This is a genomic window from Ruegeria sp. AD91A (assembly GCF_003443535.1).
In the GTDB taxonomy this organism is placed as follows: Bacteria; Pseudomonadota; Alphaproteobacteria; order Rhodobacterales; family Rhodobacteraceae; genus Ruegeria.
On sequence record NZ_CP031946.1, the window covers coordinates 2,734,848 to 2,758,891 of the forward strand.

The following is a 24,044-nucleotide window of genomic DNA, read 5'->3' on the forward strand; positions in this document are numbered from 1 at the left end:
AACCCTAAATACCACCCATCGCGCCAGAAACAGGAGTTCCGACATGGCCAATTTCCCGTCTCATGACCTCGAATCCGCACCCGAAGCATCCAAACCTCTGCTGGAAAAGTCTCAGGCCGCCTTTGGCCGTTTGCCGGGCCTGCATAAGGTGATGGCAGAAAGCCCCCAGCACCTTGAAGGCTATCAAGTTCTGCACAGCCTGTTCTTGCAGACCGATTTCGACAACGATGAAAAGACCGTTGTCTGGCAGACGATCAACGTGGCGAACGAATGCCATTATTGCGTGCCCGCGCACACCGGCATCGCAAAGATGATGAAGGTATCAGACGAAATCTCCGAGGCACTGCGCAATGAAACTTCACTGCCTTCCGCCAAGCTCGAAGCACTGCGCACCTTCACCCTGCATGTGATGGAAACCCGCGGCAACCCGACCGAGGAACAGCTTCAGGCGTTCTTTGATGCCGGCTACTCGCACCGCGCGGTTCTGGACGTGGTGCTGGGTCTGGCGCAGAAAACCATGTCGAACTACGTCAACCACATGGCCAAAACGCCAGTCGATGAAGTCATGCGCGGCTTCCTGTGGGAGCGTAAAGTCAACGAACCGGCCTAAGTCGCGACCACCGAGCCCTCATCGCCTTCGGTAACGATCAGCGACTGGGCCCGGTCACCCAACTCCACAAACAGTTCAGGCCCGGTGCCCGTCATCCAGGCCTGAGCGCCCAGCGCACATATCTCGTCATACAGGGCTGAACGCCGATCCGCATCCAGATGGGCGGCCACCTCATCCAGCAAGACAATCGGTGGTGCGCCCACCATTTCGGCCAATGCACGTGCGTTCGACAGGATCAGAGAAACCAACAGTGCCTTCTGCTCACCGGTCGAGCAATCCTTGGCCGGAACGCCCTTGGCAGCAAAAACGCCGTAGAGATCCGACCGATGCGGCCCGACCAAAGTCCGGCCCGCTGCCAAATCTCTGAACCGGCTTTCATTCAAAGCCTCGCGCAAATCCTCAACCGTTTCGGGCATCGCGCCGTCGGTCTGCACCAATTCCAACTCGGCAGACGGGAAAGCCGTTTCCGCCTGATCCTGCGCCACCCGCAGATGGCTCAACGCAGCCAATCGCGCTGCGTGGATGCGATGCCCCATCACGGCCAACTGGCCCTCAAGCGCGGCATACCAATGCGCGTCACGCACCTGCTCTTTCAGCAAACGGTTACGTTCGCGCATCGCTTTTTCGTAGGTCAGCGCGGCCTCTGCGTGAGACGGATCAAAGCTGAGCGCAATGCGATCAAGAAACCGGCGCCGGCCTTCTGCCCCTTCAATCCAAAGTCGGTCCATGGATGGGACCAGCCAAACCACCCGCGCAAGTTTGCCCAGATCAATCTGGGAGGCGGTCTTTCCATCAATCCTTACCTGCCGTGCTGCACCGCCCTCAGACCAGGTTTCGATTTCGAATTTCTGCCCCTGCGACTGCAACAGCCCGGACAGTTTCCAGCCCAGCACCTCGGGCCGTCGCGTCATCTCGGCTGCACTCGCCCTCCGCATTCCTCGACCGGGCGAAAACAAGGATACCGCTTCCAGAATATTGGTCTTGCCCGCCCCGTTCGGTCCGTGAATGGCCACTGGCCGCCCGTCCAGAGACAACCGCACCAGCTTGTGAGACCGAAAATGCGAGACCGTAAGCTCGGTCAGGGCCAGTGCCATGACCCCTCCCTTCTTCTGTTCAAGAATACCTCCACCGGAGGCGTCGCGTGTCCGCGTGATCAGACGCGCATCGGCATGACAACATAAACTGCGCTCTGATCATTACCTTCGCGCATCAGGGTCGGATCGCCAGCTGAATTGAACATGAACACCGCATTCTCTCGATCCACCTGAGACGCAATCTCCAGCAGGTATTTTGCGTTGAACCCAATCTCCAACCTTTCGTCACCGTACGCGACGGCCAGTTCTTCCTCGGCCGCGCCACTATCCGGTGCGTTCACCGACAGAACCAGTCTGTCGCCATCCAATTGTAGCTTTACCGCGCGCGAGCGTTCGGAAGACACCGTCGCCACCCGGTCCACGGCCTGCGCAAATTCAGCAGCATCCACTTCCAGCTTGCGGGTGTTCCCTTGTGGAATAACGCGCGTATAGTCGGGGAAGGTGCCGTCGATGACCTTCGAGGTCAGCGTGATATCCGGCGTGGCGAAGCGCACCTTGGTTTCACTGACCGAAACGGCGATATCCATTTCATCGTCATCCAGCAGCTTGCGAAGCTCGCCCACGGTTTTTCTGGGAACAATAACGCCTGGCATATCCGTCGCACCGTCAGGCAGATCGGCATCGATCCGAGCGAGACGGTGACCATCGGTAGCCACGCAGCGCAGCACTTTACCACCTTCGGATCCGTCGGACACGTGCATGTAGACACCGTTCAGATAATACCGTGTCTCTTCTGTTGAAATTGCGAATTTCGACTTGTCGAACAACCGACGCAGCAGGGCCGCAGATGCGGTGAAATTCGATTGATACTCCGAGGACGCCATGACCGGAAAATCCTCTTTCGGCAGTGTCGCCAGCGAGAAATTCGACCGCCCGGCCTCAACCGTCAGACGTCCTGCTGCACTGTCCGCGGTCAGTGTGACCAACGCACCGTCGGGCAGTTTGCGCACGATCTCATGCAGGGTCGTTGCCGCAACTGTCGTGGCTCCTGCCTTTTCGACCTGTGCCGGGGCCTTGTCGACCACTTCGATATCCAGATCGGTCGCCCGAAACAGCGCCTGATCGCCTTCAGCTTCGATCAGCACATTGGCAAGTATGGGAATGGTATTGCGACGTTCCACAACGGATTGGGCCTGTGAAACGGCCTTAAGAAGGGTGCCGCGTTCGATGCTGATCTTCATACCCTCAGTTCCTCTGACTTGCGTACCGACATGGGCGGGACTGGCACGTTAGCGGTTCCACCCTGAGGCACAAGGATTTTTTACGGATTTCTGGGTCGGAATGTCCCAAGCGTCAAGGGCAGCGTGCCCGACAGGCATCAGTTCTGATCCAACCGTGGATTAATGCGCACAAGAAACCGCCCCGGGCCCGAGGATCCGGGGCGGTTTCTTGCATTGCAGGCGCGGATCAGGCTTCTAGCGACCGGCGCAGCATTTCCACATCTTCAGCGATCTGACCATCGGTCAGCTTCAGCTCTTCAATGCGCTTGACGCCGTGCATGACCGTCGTGTGATCGCGCCCGCCAAAACGGCGGCCAATCTCGGGCAGGGACCGGCTGGTCAACTGTTTGCACAGATACATAGCCACCTGACGCGGACGCGCGTAAGAACGCAGGCGCTTTGGGCCGATGATGTCGGAGAGGCGAATGTTGTAGTATTCAGACACCTTCCGCTGAATCTCTTCGACGGTGATCTTGCGCTCGGAGGCACGCAATACATCCGCCAGACAATCCTGGGTCAGTTCCATGTCGATCTCGCGGCCAACCAGTGACGCGAAAGCGAACAGACGGGTCAACGCGCCTTCGAGCACACGCACATTGGTCGAGATACGATGGGCCAGGAACTCCAGAACACCGTCGGCAATAGCCAGGTCAGGATAGGATGAGCTGTATTGCTGCACCTTGTTTTGCAGAATGCCCAGACGCAGTTCATAATCGGTCGGGTGCAGGTCGACCACCAGACCACATTGCAGACGGGATTTTACCCGATCTTCCAGATCCTTGATCTCACCCGGGGCGCGATCGGCCGAGATGATGATCTGCTTGTTCTGATCTACCAGCGCGTTGAATGTATGGAAAAACTCTTCCTGAGTGGAATCCTTGCCAGCGATGAACTGCACGTCGTCAACCATCAATACGTCAACCGAACGGAACAGGTGTTTGAAGTCCATCATCCGACGCTCGCGCAGGGCCTGCACGAACCGGTACATGAACTGTTCCGCCGACAGGTAAAGAACGTTCAGTTCCGGGTGTTTGGTTTTCAACTCCCATGCAATGGCGTGCATCAGGTGGGTCTTACCCAGACCCACACCGCCGTACAAAACCAGCGGATTGAAGGTCACCGGCCCGCCCTCGGATACCCGACGCGCGGCTGCATGGGCCAGTTCATTGGGCTTGCCGACTACAAAACTGTCAAAGGTAAAACGAGAATCCAGCGGTGCGGCCTGTAGCGATTCCAAGGCGTCCTGCGCTGTGTCCTGGTTCGGCGCGGTGACAGGTGCAGGCTGTGCCTCAGGTGCTGCATTGGCTGCATTGGCTGCAGGCTTCGGGCGCATCGGCGAGTTTGCTGCCACGCGGAAATCCAGACGCCGCACAGTTTCACCTGCGGTATTCAGTTCGTAAAGAATGAGGTCCGCAAAATTCTGGCTGACGTAATTGCCCATAAAATTGGTCGGCACGGAGAAAACCGCCACGCCATCCTGAAGCTCTTTAAATTCCAAAGGCTCGATCCAGGTCGTATAGTTGTTCCGACCGATGGCCTTCAGCAATTTGTTACGCAGTAGTCCCCATTTCTCTTGTGTCATTAAGCGCCTCACGCATCCCATTCTTATTGGCCTGTCAGCCTTATTCAGACGAAGCCGGTTTCCCGGTATTGTATTCACACGCAATAGGAATCCTGTCGTCAAACCAATTGGTTTGACGGGACTGTCCCGGAGTGCTCGGTAAACCCCATATCTGGCGCTCAAGAATAATAGAGCGTCCCGAAAATCGGGTTGCACGTCGCAATCTCAATTTTTAGACAGGGCCGAGATCACCGGGTATAACCCGGAAACCACGGCAGATCGGCAGCCTGGCTTGCGCCAGTCGTCGACAATTGTCCCCAGATCGTTCTGATGCCCGTCAGTTCAATCGGGTAAACAGCCTGTCCCCCCAAGCGAGTGAATCGCTGACATCAGTGGTAGCAATTCGAAGCGGGGCGCGGCAACGAAACTCTGATATTGACTCGGGTCTTTGGCCGAAAGAATCTCTCGGTTTCGTGAAGGCGCGGTTTTCTGGCAACACGAAAAAAGGCGTCGCAATGTGCGACGCCTTTCAGAATAGTTCAGCTTTTCTGACATGACGCGGGGTCACACGAAAGCTTAACCCAGCGCTTTGACTCGCGAGGACAGACGCGACATTTTGCGGGCCGCAGTGTTTTTGTGGAAGACACCTTTGGTGACGCCACGCATCAGCTCGGGCTGAGCCGCACGCAGGGCCGCGGTCGCCGCGTCCTTGTCGCCGGATGCGATCGCTTCTTCGACTCTCCGCAGATAGGTGCGGATGCGCGAACGACGTGCTTTGTTGATTGCGAAACGCTTTTCGTTCTGACGGGCGCGTTTCTTTGCCTGAGGCGAATTAGCCATGTGTCTCTGACCTTTTGTTCGGTACGGTTATCTAGGGTTGCGCGCCACGGACATATCCGCACCGGATCAGAAATCACGAGTGTGAGTCGGGCCAAGCGGGCCGCACGCGCATGTATAACGGCGTTCTTTACCCAAGTTTGGGGGGATTGCCAAGTTGATTCTTCACACCATGGCCGGATAAAAGGGGCGGGCTCAAGCCCACCCGCCATAGAGGTCCAGCGCGTTACTTGTCGCGGAATTGCGCCGTGCGCTTTTCGAGGAACGCGGCCATACCCTCTTTCTGATCTTCGGTTGCGAACATCGAATGGAAGACACGACGCTCGAACAGCATACCTTCGCTCAGCGGAAGCTCGTAGCTGCGGTTCACCGCTTCTTTCGCGGCCATCGCGGTCAGCTGAGACTTCTCGGCAATTTTCTGCGCTGCGCTCACAGCTTCTTCGATGAGCTTCTTGGCCGGCACTACCCTGCTCACGAGACCTGCGCGTTCAGCTTCGTCCGCATCCATGAAACGCCCCGTCAGGTTCATGTCCATCGATTTGGATTTACCCACAAACCGCGTCAGACGCTGACTTCCACCCAGGCCGGCAATGACGCCCAGATTGATCTCGGGCTGGCCAAACTTCGCGGTGTCCGCCGCGATGATGAAATCGCACAGCATGGCAAGTTCACATCCGCCGCCCAGCGCATAGCCTGCGACGGCCGCAATGATCGGCTTGCGAATCGCGGTCACACGATCATTTGCGTCGGCAAAAAGGTTGATGTTGTAGACGTCGACAAAACTCATCTCGGACATCTCCTTGATGTCCGCGCCGGCGGCAAAGGCCTTGTCCGAGCCGGTGATAACGATGCAGCGCACTTTGTCATTGCTGTCCGCATCTTCCAGCGCGGTGCAGAGCTCACCCAGCAACTGGGTGTTCAACGCGTTCAGCGCATCCGGTCGGTTGAGTTTTATAAGTGCGACGTGGTCTTCGATTTCGACGATGATCGTCTCAAAAGCCATGAGGAGAAAGCTTCCGGTTGTTCCGTTCAGGTACGATTCCTTACCACGCGAAAAACTTGGATCAAGCTATCTTTGGCATTGCGCACAATAGAAGGATGAGCGACCGGACTGGGTGATTCTCTTGATCGGCGCTCCGCACCCTTCGGTCCGGCAGGCCTCGCCCTCGCGGCCATAGACATCAAACTTGTGCTGAAAATATCCAAGTTCTCCATCGGCTTGGCGGAAATCCCGCAGCGAGGACCCACCGGCTTCTATGGCATCCTGCAACACCTGCCGGATGATCGGAACAAGCGCCGCCACGCGGGATGCAGAAATCTGTCCGGCTTTGCGACGTGGCGACACTCGGCCGCGATAAAGAGCTTCACAAACATAGATATTGCCCAGACCGGCAACGATTCCCTGATCCAGCAGGGCGGATTTGACAGGAGTGTTCTTGCCTTTGAACGCATCGATCAGGTGTTGGTCGTGAAAATCGTTGCCCAAGGGTTCAGGCCCCAGAACCGATAGCAGCTTGTGATCTTCGGCGTTGGCGGTTTGCAACAGGTCCATCGCGCCAAACCGGCGCGGATCGTTGAAGGTGATGCGCGCGCCATTGGCCATATGAAAGACCACATGGTCATGTTTTTGCACGGCGGGATGGTCATGGACGAACTGCCCCACCGGGTCGCCCGAAACCGTCATCCGCCCCGACATACCTAGGTGGATCAGCAACGTTTCACCGCTGCTGAGATCCGCCAGGATGTATTTCGACCGCCGCCGCAGCCGCTCCACCCGCTGCGCAGTCAACCGTTCGGCCATACGTTCGGGGAACGGCCAGCGCAGATCGGGGCGATTCACATCAGCCCGTTCGATCACGACCCCTTCCATCGCAGGACTCAGGCCGCGTCTTACTGTCTCGACCTCAGGTAATTCGGGCATTACAGGGCTCCTAATTCAAAGGGCCGCATTGTGCCCGCCTCTCTTGGCCCTATAACAGAGGCGAAATTCGACAAACGGCAAGGCAAATGTCCGACAACAGCGACAAGACCACTCATTTCGGTTTCGAAACCGTCCCCGAGGCCGAAAAGGCCGGGCGCGTTCAGGGCGTGTTCAACTCAGTTGCCTCGAAATATGACGTGATGAACGATGTCATGTCGATGGGCATCCACCGGGTCTGGAAAGACGCGATGATGGATTGGCTGGCCCCGCGCCCCGGTCAACGCCTGCTGGATGTGGCGGGCGGCACCGGAGACATCTCATTCCGGTTCCTCAAGCGCGCGGGTCATGGCCACGCCACCGTGCTGGACCTGACCGAGCCGATGCTCATTGAAGGCCGACAGCGCGCCGAGGCTGATCAGATGTCGGACAGCCTGAACTGGGTCGTGGGCGACGCCATGGCCCTGCCCTTCGAGGACAACACCTTTGACGTCTACACGATCTCGTTCGGCATTCGGAACGTCACCCGCCCGCAAGAAGCCCTGAACGAGGCTTACCGTGTGCTGAAACCCGGTGGCCGCCTGATGGTTCTGGAATTCAGCCAGCTGCCCAATGACGGGCTGCAGAAACTCTATGACCTCTACAGCTTCAACGTCATCCCGCGCATGGGGAAACTGATCGCCAATGACTATGACAGCTATCAGTATCTGGTCGAATCGATCCGAAATTTTCCCGATCAGGAGACGTTCCTGAACATGGTTCGCACTGCAGGCTTCGAGAACGCCAAATACCGCAACCTGAGCATGGGTATCGCCGCGCTGCACTCCGGCTGGAAAATCTAGATGCGCGGCCCCCACAATATCATTCGCCTGATCCGTACAGGCGCCACGTTAGAGCGCACGGGTGCCATGAATGTGGTGCTGGATGCGTTCGAAGCGCCGCGTGCAGTTCGCATTCTGGCTCACACTTTAGGCAAACCCTTTCAGTGGCTTGGTTATAAAGGCGACCCCGACATGCCGCCCGCCACGCGCGCACTGACCGCGCTGGGTCCTGCCTATATTAAATTCGGGCAAGTGCTTTCGACCCGCCCCGACGTCGTTGGAAATGAGCTGGCCGAGCAACTGCGCGTCCTGCAAGACAAGCTGCCCCCTTTCTCCAAAGCCGAGGCCATGGCCGAGGTCGAGAAAGAGCTGGGCCAACCGATCTCAGAGATGTTCAGCGATTTCAGCGAACCCATCGCTGCCGCCTCGATCGCTCAGGTCCACAAGGCCAAGCTGACCAGCACCGGAGAAGACGTGGCGGTCAAGGTCCTGCGTCCCAATATCGAACGCGCCTTCCGCAAGGATGTGGATGCGTTCTATTTCGCTGCCCGCATCGTCGATTTGTTTGCGCCTGGCGCACGCCGTCTGCGCCCGATGGAAGTGATCGAGCATTTCGACGGCGTGGTGCGCGGCGAACTGGACCTGCGCCTGGAAAGCGCCGCCGCCTCGGAATATGCCGCCAACACCAAGGACGACGCCGGCTTCTGGCTGCCGCCCGTTGTGTGGTCGCTGTCCGCGCGCCGCGTCATGACGCTCAGCTGGGCGGACGGGGTCGCGCTCGGTGACAATGATGCTCTGGATGCCGCAGGTCATAACCGCAACGATCTGGCCGAGCGTGTCCTGCGCCTGTTCCTTCTCCATGCTCTGCGCGACGGCTTTTTTCACGCCGACATGCACCAGGGCAACCTGAAGGTGGCCGCGAACGGAGATATCATAGCCTATGATTACGGCATCATGGGTCATATCGATGAATACACACGCCGGGTCTATGCCGAAATCCTGTTTGGCTTCATCCGCCGTGACTACAAACGCGTAGCCGAGGTGCATTTCGAAGCCGGCTATGTTCCCGCCAATCAGGACGTGGACGAGTTCGCCCGCGCTCTGCGGGCCGTGGGCGAGCCGATCTTCGGCATGGATGCCACACATATTTCCATGGGGCGGTTGCTGAGCTATCTGTTCGAAGTAACCGAACGGTTCGGGATGGAAACACGAACCGAGTTGATTCTGCTTCAACGCACCATGGTTGTCGTCGAAGGCGTCGCGCGCTCACTCGATCCTCATATGAACATCTGGGAAGTTGCGCGCCCCGTAGTCGAAGACTACATCAAACAATCCATCGGCCCCCGGGCGGCCCTGCGGGATTTGGGAAAAACCGCGATGGTTCTGGCCCGCTTCGGCCCGCGTCTGCCGGCCCTGGTCGAAAACGCACTGATCGCGCAAACCCAGAAAGACGAACCGCAGACGCCCACCCTGTGGTCCATTGTTTTGCCTGCCACGATCGGAGCCGCGGCAGGTGCAGCGCTGGTATTGCTGATCAGCGCGCTCAACTAAAACCAACCCGCCTGCTTCATCTGGCCAAAAATATCCTCGGGGGGAATCGCGCCTTGCGCGATGGGGGGCAGACAGCCCCCCGGGCCACTTGCGGATCAAAGCCGTTCGATGGCGATGGCAATCCCCTGACCGCCCCCGATGCACATCGTGACCAGCCCTTTGGACCCTCCGGTACGTTCCAACTCATACAGCGCTTTTAGCGTGATGATCGCACCCGTGGCACCCACCGGATGACCCAACGCAATCGCACCGCCGTTGGGGTTCACCTTGTTCGCGTCCAATCCAAGTTCCTGATTCACGGCCAGAGCCTGCGCGGCGAAGGCTTCATTGCTTTCAATCACGTCGAAGTCTTCTGCTGACAAGCCCGTCTTCTTCAACAGGTTTTGCACTGCCGGAACAGGGCCAATGCCCATGACTTCCGGCCGCACTCCTGCATGCGCATACCCAATGACACGCGCCTTCGGTTTCAACCCAGCCTTTTCGGCCGCATCCGCTGTCGCCAGCACCATCGCCGCCGCACCGTCATTGATGCCAGAGGCATTGCCGGCCGTCACACGCCCATCCTTTTTGAACACCGGGCGCAGCCCCGCCAGCGCTTCAGCGGTCGTCGCCTTTGGATGCTCGTCGACTTTAAAGTCGACAATGTCCCGTTTGACCTTGACCTGTATCGGTGTGATCTGACTTTCGAAGTATCCAGCCTCGATCGCCGCAGCCGCTCGTGTCTGGCTGGCCATGGCGAACGCATCCATCTGTTCGCGGCTGATCTGATGCTCATCCGCCACGTTTTCGGCCGTCACCCCCATATGTCCGGTGCCAAAGGGGCAGTTCAGCGCGCCCAGCATCATGTCCAGCGAGGTAACGTCGCCCATCTTCGCGCCCCAGCGCGCCTGCGGAACGATATAGGGGCTTCGTGACATGCTCTCTGCTCCGCCCGCTACCGCGAAGTCAGCATCGCCCAGCATCAGTGACTGCACGGCTGACACAATCGCCTGCGCGCCGGATCCGCACAGGCGGTTCACGTTCATGGCCGGTGTGCCGTTGGGAATGCCCGCCTGCATCGAGGCGACGCGCGACAGATACATGTCACGCGGTTCCGTATTGATCACGTGACCGAACACCACATGCCCGATTTGCGCCCCCTCAACCCCCGAGCGCTCAAGCGCCGCTTCGGTCGCGACAGTGGCCAGATCTATCGGCGCGGTTGAAGCCAGCGCACCACCAAAGGTGCCAATTGCGGTGCGGGCACCGTCGAGAATAACGATATCGCTCATGAGCTACTCCTCCTGAATTTCGCTGCATTATGCATGCGCAGAATGGTACTGTCGCCCCAGACGTCCCGTCACGGCGACAATTGACATTGCATTGCGCAGCACGCATGGATTCCGTCATGACGGAAGACACAGACGATATCCTGAACCTCCTGCCCGCCCGCTTGAAAGAGGCGCGACGGGCCAAGGGCCTTTCCCTGGAAGCGGTCGCCAATCTCAGCGGCGTGTCCCGGTCTATGGTCAGTCAGATCGAACGCGGAGAAAGCAGCCCTACGATCTCGACCTTGTGGAACCTGACGCGAGCGTTGCAGGTGGATTTCGCCGGTCTCTTGGAGGGCACAAAGGCCACTGACCAGATCGAGGTGCTCAGAAACCCCGAAGTGCCCAGCATCGACAATATGGGGCAGAACTGCCGAATTCGCATCCTGTCACCGCCAGAAGAGGCCGGAGGTCATGAAGTCTATGATATCGAATTCGACGAGGACGGGGCCCTGAACAGCCAACCCCACGCCCGCGGTGCCCGTGAACAGCTCACCGTGCTGGAAGGCGCGGTCAAAGTTACTTCAGGCAATGCAGTGACCGAGTTGAACCAGGGGGACACGGCCCGATATGCCGCCGACATTGCGCATTCCATCTGTGCCATAGGACCGGCCCGGGTATTCCTGATCGTAAAGAACGCCTGACATCCGCATAATTCCGCCTTCACGGATATTTTTCCTTCATATTGAATTTCCCCTATTTGGGAATTTCATCCGCTATGTTAGATGTGCGACTCAGATGAACGGAGGTCGCAATGGCAGATGCATTCCTGTCCCATATCACGGACACACTCGCGCAGATCGAATCTGAGGGTCTTTACAAACGCGAACGAATGATCACCTCGCCTCAGGGCGGTGAGATTACTGTCGGCGGCAAGCGGGTGATCAACCTCTGTGCCAACAACTATCTGGGTCTGGCGGATCATCCCGCGCTGATCGAGGCCGCGACACAAGCGATGGGCCCCAAGGGATTCGGCATGGCGTCGGTTCGGTTCATCTGTGGTACGCAAGACATTCACCGCGAACTGGAACAACGTCTTGCCAATTTCCTGAACAAGGACGACTCCATCCTTTTTGCCGCCTGTTTCGACGCCAATGGCGGGTTGTTTGAACCCCTTCTGGGACCGGAAGACGCCATCATTTCGGACAGCCTGAACCACGCCTCGATCATCGACGGTGTGCGGCTGTGCAAGGCCAAACGCTATCGCTATCTGAACAACGACATGAATGACCTCGAAGCCTGGCTGAAACAGGCGCGTGAGGACGGGGCGCGGCATATCATGATCGCCACCGATGGCGTGTTCTCGATGGACGGCTATCTGGCCAACCTGCCGAAAATCCGGGAACTGGCCGATAAATACGATGCGATTGTCATGGTGGACGATTGCCATGCGACCGGTTTCATGGGGCCGAACGGGGCCGGCACACCGGATCATTTCGGCGTCGATGTGGATATTCTGACGGGAACCTTGGGCAAGGCGCTGGGGGGGGCAATCGGCGGCTATATCGCCGGGCCGCAGCCAGTGATCGACCTGCTGCGGCAGCGGGCGCGGCCCTATCTGTTCTCAAACTCGCTGCCGCCCTCCATCGTCGCTGCCGGATTGGAGGCGATCCGTCTGGTCGAAGAAGGCGACATGCTGCGCGCGCAACTGTTCGGCAACGCCAAGTACTGGCGCGCTGGCTTGGAAAAGCTTGGTTTTGACCTGCTGCCCGGGGAACACCCGATCATCCCGGTGATGCTGGGTGAGGCGACGCTGGCTCAAGACATGGCCTCACGGCTGTTCGACGAAGGCGTCTATGTTTCGGGTTTCTTCTTCCCGGTCGTCCCACGCGGGCAAGCGCGGATCAGAACGCAGATGAATGCGGCTCTGACCAAGGATGAACTGGACCGCGCCCTGTCCGCATTTGGCAAGGTCGGCAAAGAACTGGGGGTCATCGAATGATCCTTCCATCGGTCATTGATGTGATCGACGACACCCCCATGGTTGAACTGTCGCGCGTGTGTGCCCAGCAAAAGCTGAACGGGCGTATCATCGCCAAGCTTGACTACTTGCTGCCGGGATTTTCGAAAAAGGACCGTGCGGCAAAATCCATCATCCAAACGGCGCGCGCAGACGGTACTTTGTCACCGGGGCAAACGGTGGTCGAGCTGACCTCGGGCAATATGGGCACCGGGCTGGCCATTGTTTGCGGTATTCTGGGCCATCCTTTCGTGGCGGTCATGAGCGCCGGAAACTCGGTCGAACGCGCACGTATGATGCGGGCCCTGGGGGCCGAAGTTGTCATCGTGCCCCAGGCCCCGGGCAGCAAACCCGGCGAAGTCTCGGGCGCCGATCTTGAACTGGTCGATGTCGAGGCAAAACGCATCACAGCTGAACGTGACGCATTTCGTGCGGATCAATTTGGTCATTCGGGAAATCCCAAGGCCCACGAAACCGGGACCGGACCAGAGATATGGGCGCAATCCGAAGGCACCGTCACGGCATTCTGCGACTTTGCAGGATCCGGTGGAACACTGGCTGGCGCGGCAGAGTATCTGAACCGGCACGGCGTACGGTGTTATGCCATAGAACCCGAAGGAGCACGCGCATTGGCCGGTGAACCAGTTTCGAACCTGGATCACCCCATTCAGGGCGGTGGTTACGCCATGGGTGATCTGGTGCATCTGAAGGCCACCCAATTGGCCGGACACCTTGCTGTTTCGGGAAAGGCCGCGCGGGATTGTGCCCGGCTTCTGGCCCGCACCGAGGGGATATTCGCCGGCTACTCGGCAGGCGCGAACCTTGCTGCGGCAATTGAACTGCTTCGCGGTCCCGAGGAAGGCGGCTGTGTCGCAATCGTCACGTGTGACAGCGGCTTGAAATACCTGTCGACCGATTTGTGGGAGTAAGTGCATGCGACCCAACACAATGAAAGCACTGGAAAAGTCCAAACCCGAAGAGGGGCTGTGGATGGTGCAGGCCCCGATCCCCGCAATCGGCCCGGATGAGGTGCTGATCCGTATCCACAAGACGGGCATCTGCGGCACCGACATCCATATCTGGAACTGGGACGAATGGGCCTCTCACACCGTGCCAGTTCCGATGATCACTGGCCATGAGTTTGCCGGAGAGATCGTAGAGATCGGGCGCAACGTGACAGGGCTTGAAATCGGCCAGCGGTGCTCGGGCGAAGGCCATCTGATCACCACCGACAGCCGCCAGAGCCGCGCGGGAAAGTTTCACTTGGATCCGGGCACGCGGGGCATTGGAGTGAACGAACAGGGCGCATTTGCCGAGTATCTGAAACTGCCTGCTTTCAACGTGGTTCCCTTGCCCGACGACATACCGGATGAGATCGGAGCCATCCTCGATCCCTTGGGCAACGCGGTGCATACCGCCCTCAGCTTTGATTTGCTGGGCGAGGATGTTCTGATCACGGGTGCAGGCCCGATCGGCATCATGGCCGCTGCCGTTGCTCGTCACGCGGGTGCGCGCAACGTGGTCATCACCGACATCAACGCTGACCGATTGAAACTGGCGGAACATGTGGTTCCTTCGGTGCGTACCGTCGATGTATCCACCGAGGATTTGCAGGACGTCATAGCCAAGCTTGGGATGAAAGAGGGGTTCGATGTCGGGCTTGAAATGTCCGGCTCGCAAGCCGCCCTGGACCAGATGGTCGAAGCGTTGGTGATGGGTGGAAAAATCGCACTGCTGGGGATTCCACCGGGCAAATCTCCGGTCGACTGGTCGCGCATCGTATTCAAGGCAATCACGATCAAGGGCGTCTATGGGCGTGAGATGTTCGAGACGTGGTACAAGATGATCGCCATGCTGCAAAACGGTTTGGATGTGTCCCGCGTGATCACGCACCGCTTTGCGGTTGATGAATTCGCCAAAGGGTTTTCCGCGATGAAATCAGGCCTGTCCGGCAAGGTTGTTCTGGACTGGACCTAACGCGCTGGAAAGTTGCAACCTCAGCCCCTAGACAGGTGCAGAACTTGCACAAGGGAGGCATGAGATGGGCGAGGACAAAGACGATCGTCTGTTGCAGCGGGGGGTAGAAGACACCCTGGTCACTGATTTCGCTGAAACGCACCGCAAAAACTATGGGGACTTCCTGCAACTGAAGACGCTGCTGAACCTGCAAAAGACCTTTCAGGACCCCGCACAACCTGACGAGATGCTGTTCATCATCATTCATCAGGTTAGTGAGCTGTGGCTGAAACTGATGCATCACCAACTGGTCGAGGTCCGCCGGTTCCTGCAAGAAGATGAATTCGGACCCGCCATGAAGAACCTCGATCGCATCAAGGCCATTCAACGGCAATTGATTGCGGCCTGGGAAACCCTGCTGACCATGACGCCGGCCGACTATATGACGTTTCGGCAGGCCCTCGGCAATTCTTCCGGGTTTCAAAGCTATGGGTACAGGCAGATCGAGTTCATTCTGGGCAACAAGGATGCCTCGACCCTGAAAGTGCACGAGCATGACCCTGAGGTGATGGAGATGCTGAACGCCGCCCTGACCAAACCGTCCCTGTATGACGAAGTGTTGCACATGCTGGCCCGACAGGGGTTCGACGTTCCAAGTGATTTGGTCGAGCGGGACTACTCCGAACCATATTCCGGCGATTCGCGAGTGGTTCGAATCTGGGTCGAAGTGTTCCGCAACACGGACAAGTATTGGGATCTGTATGCGCTGGCCGAAAAACTCATGGACGTGGAAAGCCTGTTTCAACGCTGGCGCTTTGACCACGCCACCGCAGTTGAACGTGTGATCGGAATGCAACCCGGTACCGGAGGTTCCAGCGGCGTGGCTTTCTTGCGAAAAGCGCTTGAGTTGCGGTTCTTCCATGACCTCTACGATGTGCGGACGGAACTGATGTACAGCGGACAGGACTGAGGCATGCTGTATCGTGGATTTTCACAAGCCGAATTGGAGCGGGAGTACTCTCCCAGTTCGATGATCGGTGGTGACCTGGCCCCCTATCTTGCCAGTTATCAAGCGCTCAGTGCGCAGGCCCGTACCAAGCTCCCCGTTCAAGAAAACCTGACTTATGGCGACCGCCAGACCCATGTGCTGGATTTCTTTCCCGCGCAAGGGGCTGGCGCAGCGTTGCATGTCTTTATTCACGGAGGCTATTGGCAGGACCTCAGCCAACGCGAATCAGCCATGATGGCCCCTGCGCTGATCGAAGCTGAACAATCTTTCGCAACCTTGAATTACACGCTCGCCCCGGATGCGCGGCTGGATCAAATGGTCAACGAATGCCGCGACGCGCTTCTGTGGCTTGCATCAAAGGCCGAGGCATTGGGATTCGATCCGACACGGATCACCTTGTCAGGGCACAGTGCCGGTGCCCATCTGGCAAGCATGGTCATGGCAACCTCGGCCGGCGCATTGGCCCGCGCCGGGCTGCGCGTGCGTGACGTGCTTCTGATCAGCGGCGTTTACGATCTGGAACCCATCAGTATGACGTCTGTGAATGACCCGCTGCATCTGACCCCGGTCGAGGTGAACGATCTGTCTCCGATCCGCAACCTGCCCCCACCAGGCCCCCGCTATCATGTGTCAGTGGGGGAACGGGACACGAGCGAATTCATTCGTCAAAGCCGCGACTATGCGGAACGACTGCGCAAGGCCGGGCACTCGGTCAGCTTTTCCCTGGAACAGGGAATGCATCACTTCGATATCATCATGCATTCCGGTACATTCTTACCCGACACGAAATAACTGATTCTACAAAAGAAAACAGCGGCCCAATCTGAGCCGCTGTTTTCTTGTTTCTATCCCGCTTCGGATCAATCCAAGGTGCGGGTAACTTCTTCGCGCTCGAAAATCTCGATCACATCGCCCTCGCGAATATCGTCGTAGTTCTCGAACGCCATACCGCATTCCTGGCCAGACTGAACTTCGGCCACTTCGTCCTTGAAACGCTTCAGCGTCTTCAGCGTGCCTTCGTGAATAACCACGTTGTCGCGCAGCAGGCGGACGCCTGCGGAGCGACGCGCAACGCCTTCGGTCACCAGACAGCCAGCAACCTTGCCGACACCAGTAACCTTGAACACTTCGCGAATCTCGGCATAACCGATGAACTTCTCGCGGATCTCAGCGCTCAGCAAGCCGGATGCGGCAGCTTTCACGTCGTCGACCAGATCGTAGATCACCGAGTAATAGCGAATCTCGACACCCTTCTGGTTTGCGGTGTTCCGGGCAGAGGCGTTGGCACGGACGTTGAAGCCAAAGATCGGAGCGCCCGAAGCTTCGGCCAGACCGACATCCGTTTCGGTGATGGCACCCACGCCCGAGTGCAGTACACGCACGCGAACCTCGTCGTTCCCGATCTTCTCCATCGCCTGAACGATGGCCTCGGCGGAACCCTGAACGTCTGCCTTCATCAGGATCGGCAGCTCGGTGACGTTTTCGTCTTCCTTGGCCTTCTGCATCAGCTGTTCGAGTGTGGTCGCAGCACCAGCGGCGGCGCGTTTGTCCTTGGCAGCCTGCTCGCGGTATTCAGCGATCTCTCGGGCCTGTGCTTCGGTCTCGGTCACGTTCAGAACGTCGCCTGCTTCGGGCGTGCCATTCAGACCCAGAACCTCAACCGGAACTGACGGGCCCGCTTCCTGGACGCGGTCACCCTTGTCGTTGATCAGCGCACGGACCTTACCGTATTGCTCGCCCACGACAAAGATATCGCCCTGGCGCAGCGTGCCGTTCTGAACCAGAACAGTGGCCACAGGACCACGACCCACATCCAATTGGGCCTCGATCACTGCACCCTGAGCGGCGCGGTTGGGGTTGGCTTTCAGCTCCAGAATCTCGGCTTGAAGCGCGATGGCTTCCAGCAGCTCGTCCAGCCCCTGACCGGTGATAGCGGACACTTCGACGTCCTGAACCTCACCCGACATTTTCTCGACGATGACTTCATGCTGCAACAGATCGGTGCGTACCTTGTCCGGATTTGCATCCGGCTTGTCGACCTTGTTGATCGCTACGATCATCGGCACTCCGGCCGCCTTAGCGTGGTTGATCGCTTCGATCGTCTGAGGCATCACCGCATCATCGGCGGCGACAACCAGAACCACGATATCCGTTACCTGAGCACCGCGTGAGCGCATCGAAGTAAAGGCCGCGTGACCTGGCGTATCCAGGAAGGTCAGCGTCGTGCCGCCATCGGTTTTTACCTGATAGGCACCGATATGCTGCGTGATGCCACCGGCTTCACCCGCCACAACCCGCGCGTCGCGGATTGCGTCCAACAACGAAGTCTTACCGTGGTCAACGTGACCCATGATGGTAATGACAGGCGGACGTGGCTGCAGATCTGCTTCGCTGTCTTCGACTTCCTTGATGACGTCTTCAACATCCGAATCAGAGACACGGGTAACCTTGTGGCCGAATTCTTCGATGATCAGCTCGGCAGTGTCGGCGTCGATGGTCTGGTTCTGCGTGACCATCATGCCCATGTTCATCAGCGATTTGACCACATCTGCCACACGCTCGGCCATACGGTTGGCCAGTTCCGAAACAAGAATAGCTTCGGGCAACTGAACGTCACGGATGACCTTTTCCCGCTCGACAGTGCCGCCCATGGCTTTCTGACGCGCACGCTCCTGCTTGCGCTTCATCGCTGCCATCGACCGGTGCCGGTTGCCTTCGCCACCGGTGGCCTGACCCAGAGTCAGCTTCCCCGAACGGCGGTTGTCGTCGCGACCCTTGCCACGACCACGTTGTTCACGTTCGCGATCCTGTTTGCGCGGTGTGGCCGCAGGCGCAGGTTTACTCGCCGGGCTGCGGGCCACTTTGGGCTCTTCCGGAGCAGGCGCCGTAGCAGCGCGCTTGGCGGCTTCTTCCGCCTCTTTGCGCTTGCGCTCTTCATCCTCAGCCTTCTGTCGCGCACGCTCTTCAGCTTCGCGCTGTTCGCGTTCTTTGGCCTCAAGTTCCGCACGGCGGCGGGCGCGCTCTTCTTCGCGCGCTTTTTCAGCTGCCTCGCGGGCGGCGGCCTCTTCGACCTCGCGGGCCTTAGCAGCCTGCAGCGCCTTCATCCGGCGGGCCATTTCCGCATCGGAAATTCCCGCGGGACGACGCGACGGATCACCCGAAGGTGCAGTACCGCCACCCGGCTTTGCTGCGCCCGGCTTGGGGACCACCACGCGTTTGCGTTTGGTTTCCACCACGACATTCTTGGTGCGTCCGTGGCTGAAACTCTGTTTCACATTTCCGGGACGTGTCCCGCCACGAAGACCCAATGTCTTTTTGCCGTCATTATCGCTCATAAAGCTATTTACCCTTCCGTGCGGCCCCTGCCGCCGTCATCCGTTTCGCGCAAGCCACGCAGGCGCTGCGCTTCCTCTACAACACGTTTGGCGAGTCCGCCAGAGGCCAACGCAGCATGAATCACCGTTTGGCGCCCAAATGCCTGCCCTAATTCGTCTGCGGTTAGCCAACCTATGTATTTTCCGAAGTGCGGCGTACTCAGCTTGGACTTACCGCGCCCCGATCCATCCGCGGCCTGAATCAGCACCTGTGCTTCTTCCCGGTCCAGCCACGTCTTGACCTTTTCGTACCCGGCAACCGCATCACCGGACTTGCGCGCCAGGCTGAGCAGCTCAACAACACGGCGTGCGATCTGCTTTTCAACCTCATCTGTCAAGTCCGTGGGCACGGTCACTTGTGCCTTGAACCCCCGCGCAAACAGTTTCTTGCCAATGGCCATTTCCAGAGCGGCACGATCCGCCGCCACATAGACCCCTCGTCCCGGCAGTTTCGCCGCGACATCCGGAAAAACCTGACCGTCCGGCCCTGCCACGAAGCGGATCAGCCCGTACTTGGGCTGAACCTCGCCTGTGGCGATGCACTTACGCTCGGGCCCCTCGGACCGATCCTTATGGACGCCACCGCGACTCATACGCGCCACCCGAAGCCTGAGATCAGGCCTCGACCTCCTCGCCTGTTGCGTCGCCGTCGACGTCTTCTTCCGCCTGTTCCAGCTCTGCGGGATCAACCCAACCCAACAGGATACGCGCAGTCATGACCATGTCTTGCGCTTCTTCCAGCGTTACACCGAAAGGCTCCAGTACACCGTCATCCTTGACGCGTTCACCATCGACGGTCGTCCAGCCACCGGCCAGTTCCCAGTCGGCACAAGTTGCAAAGTCTTCCAGGGTCTTCACATCGTCCTTGGCCAGTGCCTCCACCATCTGGGGTGTCAGACCTTCGAATTCAATGAGGCTGTCCTCGGCACCTAGTGCACGCGCTGCATCCAGTGCAGCCTTGGCCTGTGCCTCCAGATACTCACGCGCACGTGTTTGAAGTTCCTGCGCGGTGCCTTCGTCAACACCGTCGATGACCAGCAGTTCGTCAATCTCGACATAGGCCACTTCTTCGAGGTTGGTGAACCCTTCAGAAACAAGCAACTGAGCAAAGAACTCGTCCAGATCCAATGTTTCCATGAACAGTTGGGTACGGGCTTCGAATTCTTTCTGACGACGCGCCGATTCTTCGGCTTCGGTCATGATGTCGATGTCCAGATTGGTCAGCTGGCTGGCCAGACGCACGTTCTGGCCGCGGCGACCAATGGCAAGGCTCAGCTGCTCTTCGGGAACCACAACTTCGATCTTACCGGCTTCTTCGTCCAAAACCACCTTTGACACCTCGGCGGGTTGCAGCGCGTTCACCAGGAAGGTCGGCTGATCTTCGTTCCATGGGATGATATCAATTTTCTCGCCCTGCAACTCGTTCACAACAGCCTGCACGCGGCTGCCGCGCATACCAACGCAGGCCCCGACAGGGTCAATCGAGTTGTCATACGAGATGACGGCGATTTTGGCGCGCGAACCGGGGTCGCGGGCTACGGCCTTGACCTCGATAATGCCATCATAGATTTCCGGTACTTCCATCTTGAACAGCTCGGCCATGAATTCCGGCGCAGTGCGCGACAGGAAGATCTGGTGGCCACGTACTTCGCGGCGCACTTCCTTGATATACGCGCGCACACGGTCATTCGGGCGATAGCTTTCGCGACCGATCTTGTCATTGCGGCGCAGAACGGCTTCGGCACCGCCCAGATCAACGATCACATTGCCGAACTCCTCGCGCTTGACCGCACCGTTGATGATGGTGCCTGCGCGATCCTTGAATTCTTCGTACTGACGATCCCGCTCGGCCTCACGAACCTTTTGCAAGATGACCTGCTTGGCCGATTGCGCCGCGATCCGGCCCATTTCAACCGGAGGCACTTCTTCGACATAGACATCGCCAACTTGGGGCGCTTCCATGTATTGCTTGGCCTGCTCGACGGTCATCTCGGCCTGGTAGTTCTCTAGCTCTTCATCCTCGACCACGGTGCGAACACGGGTGAAGGTCGCCTTACCGGTTTTGCGGTCGATGCTGACGCGGATGTCCATCTCGGCGCCGTAGCGGCTCTTGGCGGCACGGGCGAGCGATTCCTCCATCGCTTCGACAACCAGACCGGGGTCGATCATCTTTTCGCGGGCCACGGCCTCGGCGGTCTGCAGCAGCTCCAGCTGGTTGGCTGAGGTGATTGCCATCAGTTCGTCTCCTCTTCGGACCCTTCGGTCTCAATCTCGTCGAAAGCGTTTTCGTTCAGGGCACCGGCATCCTTGCGCTGGCGCAGCATTTCCTTGATCAGATCATCGGTCAGGACCAGCTTGGCATCGCTCAGCCAGTCGAATTGCAGACCGATGGTGATTGTCTCATCCCCCTCGGGGATGTTGATCAGAACCTCTTCCCCTTCGATCCCGGCCAGTTCACCCTTGAAACGGCGGCGGCCATCAATCAGTTCGGCGGTCTCGATCTTGGCTTCATACCCTTCAAAGTTCTCAAAATCCTTGAGACGGGTGAGAGGGCGGTCGATACCGGGGCTGGAGACCTCAAGCGTATAGGCGTCAAGAATCGGGTCCTCGACATCCAGCGTGGCGCTGACCGCGTTGGAAATTTCAGCGCAATCATCCACTTCGATTCCGCCATCGGGCTTGTCGGCCATGATCTGCAGTGTGGTCAGCTTGCCGCTCATCAGTCGGATGCGAACCAACTCATACCCCAGATCTTCGATCACGGGGGTGATGATCTCGGCCAGTCGCCGGTCGATGGCAGCTTTGGCTATCAAGTCGTTTGTCATCTGGTGCTCTACCCTTCAAACGGGCACAAAAAAACGGGCGCGCGGCCCGTCGAATTTTCCGGTGGAGCCTTGGACCAGAAGTCCAACGCGCCGCTGTTGAAACTGCGTATACGCAGGATGGTCCGAGTCTGCAACCCCCAGCGGGAATTGCGATCGGATTTACATCATCCACCACCGTTCGGCGATACGGCCATCGTCCAGTACGGCGTTCCCGGCAATCTGCCGCGGCATCCCGACAGCACCTGATACGGCAAGGGCCATGTCAGCCTCGGACGGGTGGAACCGGACACCGCGCTTGCCTCGAATTCCTGCCTGATCCGGGAGCGCGGCAATATCGACATACCCGTCCCGCAGCGCCTCGGCCCGTACAGCAGAGTCCGGAATCACTATGACCTCAACCGCGTCAGCCCATCCGGCCTCACCATCTTTGTAATGCCCCTCCACACGACGCCCAAGGAAATGGCGACCATCCTCAGCCCGTTCGACACGATAGCAACCGGTGCCGTTGGCAGTGCGCAACGGTGTTACGGTTTCACCGGCGCGCGTAACAACAAAGTGGCTGTCTGCCAGCATGAAAGGCAGCCCCGGGTTTGCCTCGGCAAGCTCAAGCCGCAGGCGGTTGGAGGCAAGTGCCTCGGTTCTTCCGACTTCAGCCAAAACGGCCAAGACGTCGACAACATGCAAAGGCTCGCCATCATGGAAGACCGCGTCATCACGCAGATCAAAGCTCCAGACCCGTGCGTCGGCGTCGGTTTGCCAGCCTGTCGCAAGCTCACCACGCAATGTACCATCCGGGGCGATCTCGGTCAGCGTATCGAACACGGCGCCACGCGCGACGCGCTCAAGGCTGTCATCGCGCGGAACGGCCAGACGCAATGTACCACCTTTTTTGGGCGTATCCGCAAGGGATGCACCTGTCGCTGCCAGCAATGCAGCCGCGGCACCAGAGGCAAAGAGAGCACGGCGGTCAATCCGGGTCATGCGATACCCTCCGCCACACGATCCATGATCCGTACCAGCTCTGCGCTGATGCCCGGCTCTGACAATGCGTGCCCCGCCTGACGAACCATCTTCAGCTCGGCATTCGGCCAGCGTTCTGCCAGCGACCACGCGGCCTGGGGCGGGCAGATCATGTCATAGCGCCCTTGCACGATGTGGCCGGGAATGTGCGCAATTCGATCAATCTGATCCAGAATCTGCCCATCCGTTTCCAGAAACGCCTTGTTGGTGAAATAGTGATTCTCGAGCCGCGCAAAGGTGCGCGCGTATTCGCCGGGACTTTCTCCAACTGATCCGTTGGTGTGGATCGAAGCCAGCGCATTCTCCCAATGCGACCAGGACCGCGCGTACAGGACTTCTGTCGCACGGTCTCCCGAAAACAGACGTTTGTTATAGGCGGCAATGGTGTCCTCAAGCTCAACTTCTGGCAGCAGTGAGGTGAACTTCTGCCATTGCTCGGGCCAGAACCGCCCGGCGCCGCCGCCATAGAACCAGTCAAGCTCGGCCTGAGTCGCCAGAAACACGCCGCGCAAGACCAACCGGCTGACCCGGTCGGGATGAGTCTGGGCATAGATCAGCGCCAGAGTCGCACCCCAGCTGCCACCAAATACAATCCATTCTTCGATCTCGAACAGTTTGCGCAGCCGCTCTATATCGGCCACCAGATGCCACGTTGTATTGTCTTCGACCGAGGCTGTGGGGCGCGATCTTCCACATCCGCGCTGATCGAACAGAATCACCCTGTACGCCTGCGGATCAAAATACCGCCGCATGGCTGGGCTGCAGCCACCCCCCGGACCCCCGTGCAGGATCACGACGGGTATGCCATCAGGATTGCCGCATTGTTCCACATAGATACGGTGCCCATCGCCCATATCGACCATCCGCTGATCGAAAGGATCGATCGGCGGGTACAGATATTGAACTGCGCGCTTTTGGTCCGGGTACTTGTCCATTATGGCCCTATATAGTCCTTAAGCGTAAAAGAGCACACGGAGACAG

Annotated in this window: 22 protein-coding genes; 9 read left to right on the top strand and 13 right to left on the bottom strand. The window is 58.6% G+C overall.

Translation table 11 applies throughout. The features are described 5' to 3' along the window. The first annotated feature begins 43 nt into the window (after window positions 1–43). Entirely contained in the window at window positions 44–610 is a 567-nt protein-coding gene (locus D1823_RS13705) for a carboxymuconolactone decarboxylase family protein (RefSeq protein WP_117870907.1), read from the top strand. On the opposite strand, the gene recF is transcribed toward D1823_RS13705, so the two are convergent. The 6 genes from recF to mutM form a co-directional block, all read right to left on the bottom strand. Continuing rightward, complete coding sequence (gene recF / locus D1823_RS13710) at window positions 607–1,704, bottom strand: DNA replication/repair protein RecF (protein WP_117870909.1); 1,098 nt, start codon at window positions 1,702–1,704, stop codon at window positions 607–609. The two genes, D1823_RS13705 and recF, sit on opposite strands and share 4 nt — an antisense overlap. A gap of 59 nt (window positions 1,705–1,763) precedes the next feature. Next, entirely contained in the window at window positions 1,764–2,885 is a 1,122-nt protein-coding gene (dnaN, locus tag D1823_RS13715) for a DNA polymerase III subunit beta (RefSeq protein WP_117870911.1), read from the bottom strand. 226 nt (window positions 2,886–3,111) lie between these two features. Beyond that, entirely contained in the window at window positions 3,112–4,506 is a 1,395-nt protein-coding gene (dnaA, locus tag D1823_RS13720; protein ID WP_117870913.1) for a chromosomal replication initiator protein DnaA, read from the bottom strand. 555 nt (window positions 4,507–5,061) lie between these two features. After that, window positions 5,062–5,325 (bottom strand): 30S ribosomal protein S20, encoded by a 264-nt coding sequence (gene rpsT / locus D1823_RS13725; RefSeq protein WP_117870915.1) that lies wholly within the window; start codon window positions 5,323–5,325, stop codon window positions 5,062–5,064. 223 nt (window positions 5,326–5,548) lie between these two features. Next, a complete protein-coding gene (locus D1823_RS13730) occupies window positions 5,549–6,325 on the bottom strand; it encodes an enoyl-CoA hydratase (RefSeq protein WP_117870917.1) in 777 nt (258 codons plus the stop codon). A gap of 66 nt (window positions 6,326–6,391) precedes the next feature. Next, the gene (gene mutM / locus D1823_RS13735; RefSeq protein ID WP_117870919.1) at window positions 6,392–7,243 is read right to left on the bottom strand and encodes a bifunctional DNA-formamidopyrimidine glycosylase/DNA-(apurinic or apyrimidinic site) lyase; all 852 of its coding nucleotides are present in this window, start codon (window positions 7,241–7,243) and stop codon (window positions 6,392–6,394) included. Between the two features lie 86 nt (window positions 7,244–7,329). On the opposite strand from mutM, the gene ubiE reads away from it, so the two are divergent. Both ubiE and ubiB read left to right on the top strand, forming a co-directional pair. After that, window positions 7,330–8,082 (top strand): bifunctional demethylmenaquinone methyltransferase/2-methoxy-6-polyprenyl-1,4-benzoquinol methylase UbiE, encoded by a 753-nt coding sequence (gene ubiE, locus D1823_RS13740; RefSeq protein ID WP_117870921.1) that lies wholly within the window; start codon window positions 7,330–7,332, stop codon window positions 8,080–8,082. After that, window positions 8,083–9,612, top strand: coding sequence for a 2-polyprenylphenol 6-hydroxylase (gene ubiB, locus D1823_RS13745; RefSeq protein WP_117870923.1), 1,530 nt, complete (start codon window positions 8,083–8,085; stop codon window positions 9,610–9,612). 95 nt (window positions 9,613–9,707) lie between these two features. On the opposite strand, the gene D1823_RS13750 is transcribed toward ubiB, so the two are convergent. After that, window positions 9,708–10,883 carry an acetyl-CoA C-acyltransferase family protein gene (locus D1823_RS13750; protein WP_117870925.1) on the bottom strand — a complete coding sequence of 392 codons (1,176 nt, stop codon included), beginning with the start codon at window positions 10,881–10,883 and terminating at the stop codon, window positions 9,708–9,710. A gap of 116 nt (window positions 10,884–10,999) precedes the next feature. On the opposite strand from D1823_RS13750, the gene D1823_RS13755 reads away from it, so the two are divergent. From D1823_RS13755 to D1823_RS13780, 6 genes are all read left to right on the top strand, one after another. Beyond that, a complete protein-coding gene (locus tag D1823_RS13755) occupies window positions 11,000–11,563 on the top strand; it encodes a helix-turn-helix domain-containing protein (protein ID WP_117872897.1) in 564 nt (187 codons plus the stop codon). Between the two features lie 110 nt (window positions 11,564–11,673). Then, window positions 11,674–12,861 (top strand): glycine C-acetyltransferase, encoded by a 1,188-nt coding sequence (locus tag D1823_RS13760; RefSeq protein WP_117870927.1) that lies wholly within the window; start codon window positions 11,674–11,676, stop codon window positions 12,859–12,861. Beyond that, window positions 12,858–13,808: a PLP-dependent cysteine synthase family protein gene (locus D1823_RS13765; protein ID WP_117870929.1), complete on the top strand. Its 951-nt coding sequence runs from the start codon at window positions 12,858–12,860 to the stop codon at window positions 13,806–13,808. The genes D1823_RS13760 and D1823_RS13765 overlap by 4 nt, the downstream gene beginning before the upstream one ends. 19 nt (window positions 13,809–13,827) lie before the next feature. After that, on the top strand, window positions 13,828–14,856 hold the full coding sequence (tdh, locus tag D1823_RS13770; RefSeq protein WP_117872898.1) for an L-threonine 3-dehydrogenase: 1,029 nt from the start codon (window positions 13,828–13,830) through the stop codon (window positions 14,854–14,856). A gap of 64 nt (window positions 14,857–14,920) precedes the next feature. Continuing rightward, window positions 14,921–15,805: a tryptophan 2,3-dioxygenase gene (locus tag D1823_RS13775; protein ID WP_117870932.1), complete on the top strand. Its 885-nt coding sequence runs from the start codon at window positions 14,921–14,923 to the stop codon at window positions 15,803–15,805. Window positions 15,806–15,808: 3 nt separating this feature from the next. Beyond that, entirely contained in the window at window positions 15,809–16,636 is an 828-nt protein-coding gene (locus D1823_RS13780) for an alpha/beta hydrolase (RefSeq protein ID WP_117870934.1), read from the top strand. Between the two features lie 68 nt (window positions 16,637–16,704). Here the strand turns inward: D1823_RS13780 and infB are convergent, their stop codons facing one another. The 6 genes from infB to pip form a co-directional block, all read right to left on the bottom strand. Further along, complete coding sequence (infB, locus tag D1823_RS13785; RefSeq protein WP_117870935.1) at window positions 16,705–19,179, bottom strand: translation initiation factor IF-2; 2,475 nt, start codon at window positions 19,177–19,179, stop codon at window positions 16,705–16,707. An 8-nt stretch (window positions 19,180–19,187) separates the two neighbouring features. Beyond that, window positions 19,188–19,811, bottom strand: coding sequence for an RNA-binding protein (locus D1823_RS13790; RefSeq protein ID WP_117870937.1), 624 nt, complete (start codon window positions 19,809–19,811; stop codon window positions 19,188–19,190). A gap of 22 nt (window positions 19,812–19,833) precedes the next feature. Beyond that, complete coding sequence (gene nusA / locus D1823_RS13795) at window positions 19,834–21,453, bottom strand: transcription termination factor NusA (RefSeq protein ID WP_117870939.1); 1,620 nt, start codon at window positions 21,451–21,453, stop codon at window positions 19,834–19,836. Next, complete coding sequence (gene rimP, locus D1823_RS13800) at window positions 21,453–22,043, bottom strand: ribosome maturation factor RimP (protein ID WP_117870941.1); 591 nt, start codon at window positions 22,041–22,043, stop codon at window positions 21,453–21,455. The genes nusA and rimP overlap by 1 nt, the downstream gene beginning before the upstream one ends. A 159-nt stretch (window positions 22,044–22,202) precedes the next feature. Beyond that, window positions 22,203–23,024 carry an ABC transporter substrate-binding protein gene (locus tag D1823_RS13805; RefSeq protein ID WP_117870943.1) on the bottom strand — a complete coding sequence of 274 codons (822 nt, stop codon included), beginning with the start codon at window positions 23,022–23,024 and terminating at the stop codon, window positions 22,203–22,205. After that, a complete protein-coding gene (gene pip / locus D1823_RS13810; RefSeq protein ID WP_117870945.1) occupies window positions 23,021–23,998 on the bottom strand; it encodes a prolyl aminopeptidase in 978 nt (325 codons plus the stop codon). Before pip ends, D1823_RS13805 begins: the two co-directional genes overlap by 4 nt. Window positions 23,999–24,044 lie beyond the last annotated feature (46 nt).

What these genes read in the sequence shown, in the direction of transcription:
- D1823_RS13705 (WP_117870907.1), top strand. Translation starts at nt 44, where the DNA reads ATGGCCAATTTCCCGTCTCATGACCTCGAATCCGCACCCGAAGCATCC.
- recF (WP_117870909.1), bottom strand. Translation starts at nt 1,704, where the DNA reads ATGGCACTGGCCCTGACCGAGCTTACGGTCTCGCATTTTCGGTCTCAC.
- dnaN (WP_117870911.1), bottom strand. Translation starts at nt 2,885, where the DNA reads ATGAAGATCAGCATCGAACGCGGCACCCTTCTTAAGGCCGTTTCACAG.
- dnaA (WP_117870913.1), bottom strand. Translation starts at nt 4,506, where the DNA reads ATGACACAAGAGAAATGGGGACTACTGCGTAACAAATTGCTGAAGGCC.
- rpsT (WP_117870915.1), bottom strand. Translation starts at nt 5,325, where the DNA reads ATGGCTAATTCGCCTCAGGCAAAGAAACGCGCCCGTCAGAACGAAAAG.
- D1823_RS13730 (WP_117870917.1), bottom strand. Translation starts at nt 6,325, where the DNA reads ATGGCTTTTGAGACGATCATCGTCGAAATCGAAGACCACGTCGCACTT.
- mutM (WP_117870919.1), bottom strand. Translation starts at nt 7,243, where the DNA reads ATGCCCGAATTACCTGAGGTCGAGACAGTAAGACGCGGCCTGAGTCCT.
- ubiE (WP_117870921.1), top strand. Translation starts at nt 7,330, where the DNA reads ATGTCCGACAACAGCGACAAGACCACTCATTTCGGTTTCGAAACCGTC.
- ubiB (WP_117870923.1), top strand. Translation starts at nt 8,083, where the DNA reads ATGCGCGGCCCCCACAATATCATTCGCCTGATCCGTACAGGCGCCACG.
- D1823_RS13750 (WP_117870925.1), bottom strand. Translation starts at nt 10,883, where the DNA reads ATGAGCGATATCGTTATTCTCGACGGTGCCCGCACCGCAATTGGCACC.
- D1823_RS13755 (WP_117872897.1), top strand. Translation starts at nt 11,000, where the DNA reads ATGACGGAAGACACAGACGATATCCTGAACCTCCTGCCCGCCCGCTTG.
- D1823_RS13760 (WP_117870927.1), top strand. Translation starts at nt 11,674, where the DNA reads ATGGCAGATGCATTCCTGTCCCATATCACGGACACACTCGCGCAGATC.
- D1823_RS13765 (WP_117870929.1), top strand. Translation starts at nt 12,858, where the DNA reads ATGATCCTTCCATCGGTCATTGATGTGATCGACGACACCCCCATGGTT.
- tdh (WP_117872898.1), top strand. Translation starts at nt 13,828, where the DNA reads ATGAAAGCACTGGAAAAGTCCAAACCCGAAGAGGGGCTGTGGATGGTG.
- D1823_RS13775 (WP_117870932.1), top strand. Translation starts at nt 14,921, where the DNA reads ATGGGCGAGGACAAAGACGATCGTCTGTTGCAGCGGGGGGTAGAAGAC.
- D1823_RS13780 (WP_117870934.1), top strand. Translation starts at nt 15,809, where the DNA reads ATGCTGTATCGTGGATTTTCACAAGCCGAATTGGAGCGGGAGTACTCT.
- infB (WP_117870935.1), bottom strand. Translation starts at nt 19,179, where the DNA reads ATGAGCGATAATGACGGCAAAAAGACATTGGGTCTTCGTGGCGGGACA.
- D1823_RS13790 (WP_117870937.1), bottom strand. Translation starts at nt 19,811, where the DNA reads ATGAGTCGCGGTGGCGTCCATAAGGATCGGTCCGAGGGGCCCGAGCGT.
- nusA (WP_117870939.1), bottom strand. Translation starts at nt 21,453, where the DNA reads ATGGCAATCACCTCAGCCAACCAGCTGGAGCTGCTGCAGACCGCCGAG.
- rimP (WP_117870941.1), bottom strand. Translation starts at nt 22,043, where the DNA reads ATGACAAACGACTTGATAGCCAAAGCTGCCATCGACCGGCGACTGGCC.
- D1823_RS13805 (WP_117870943.1), bottom strand. Translation starts at nt 23,024, where the DNA reads ATGACCCGGATTGACCGCCGTGCTCTCTTTGCCTCTGGTGCCGCGGCT.
- pip (WP_117870945.1), bottom strand. Translation starts at nt 23,998, where the DNA reads ATGGACAAGTACCCGGACCAAAAGCGCGCAGTTCAATATCTGTACCCG.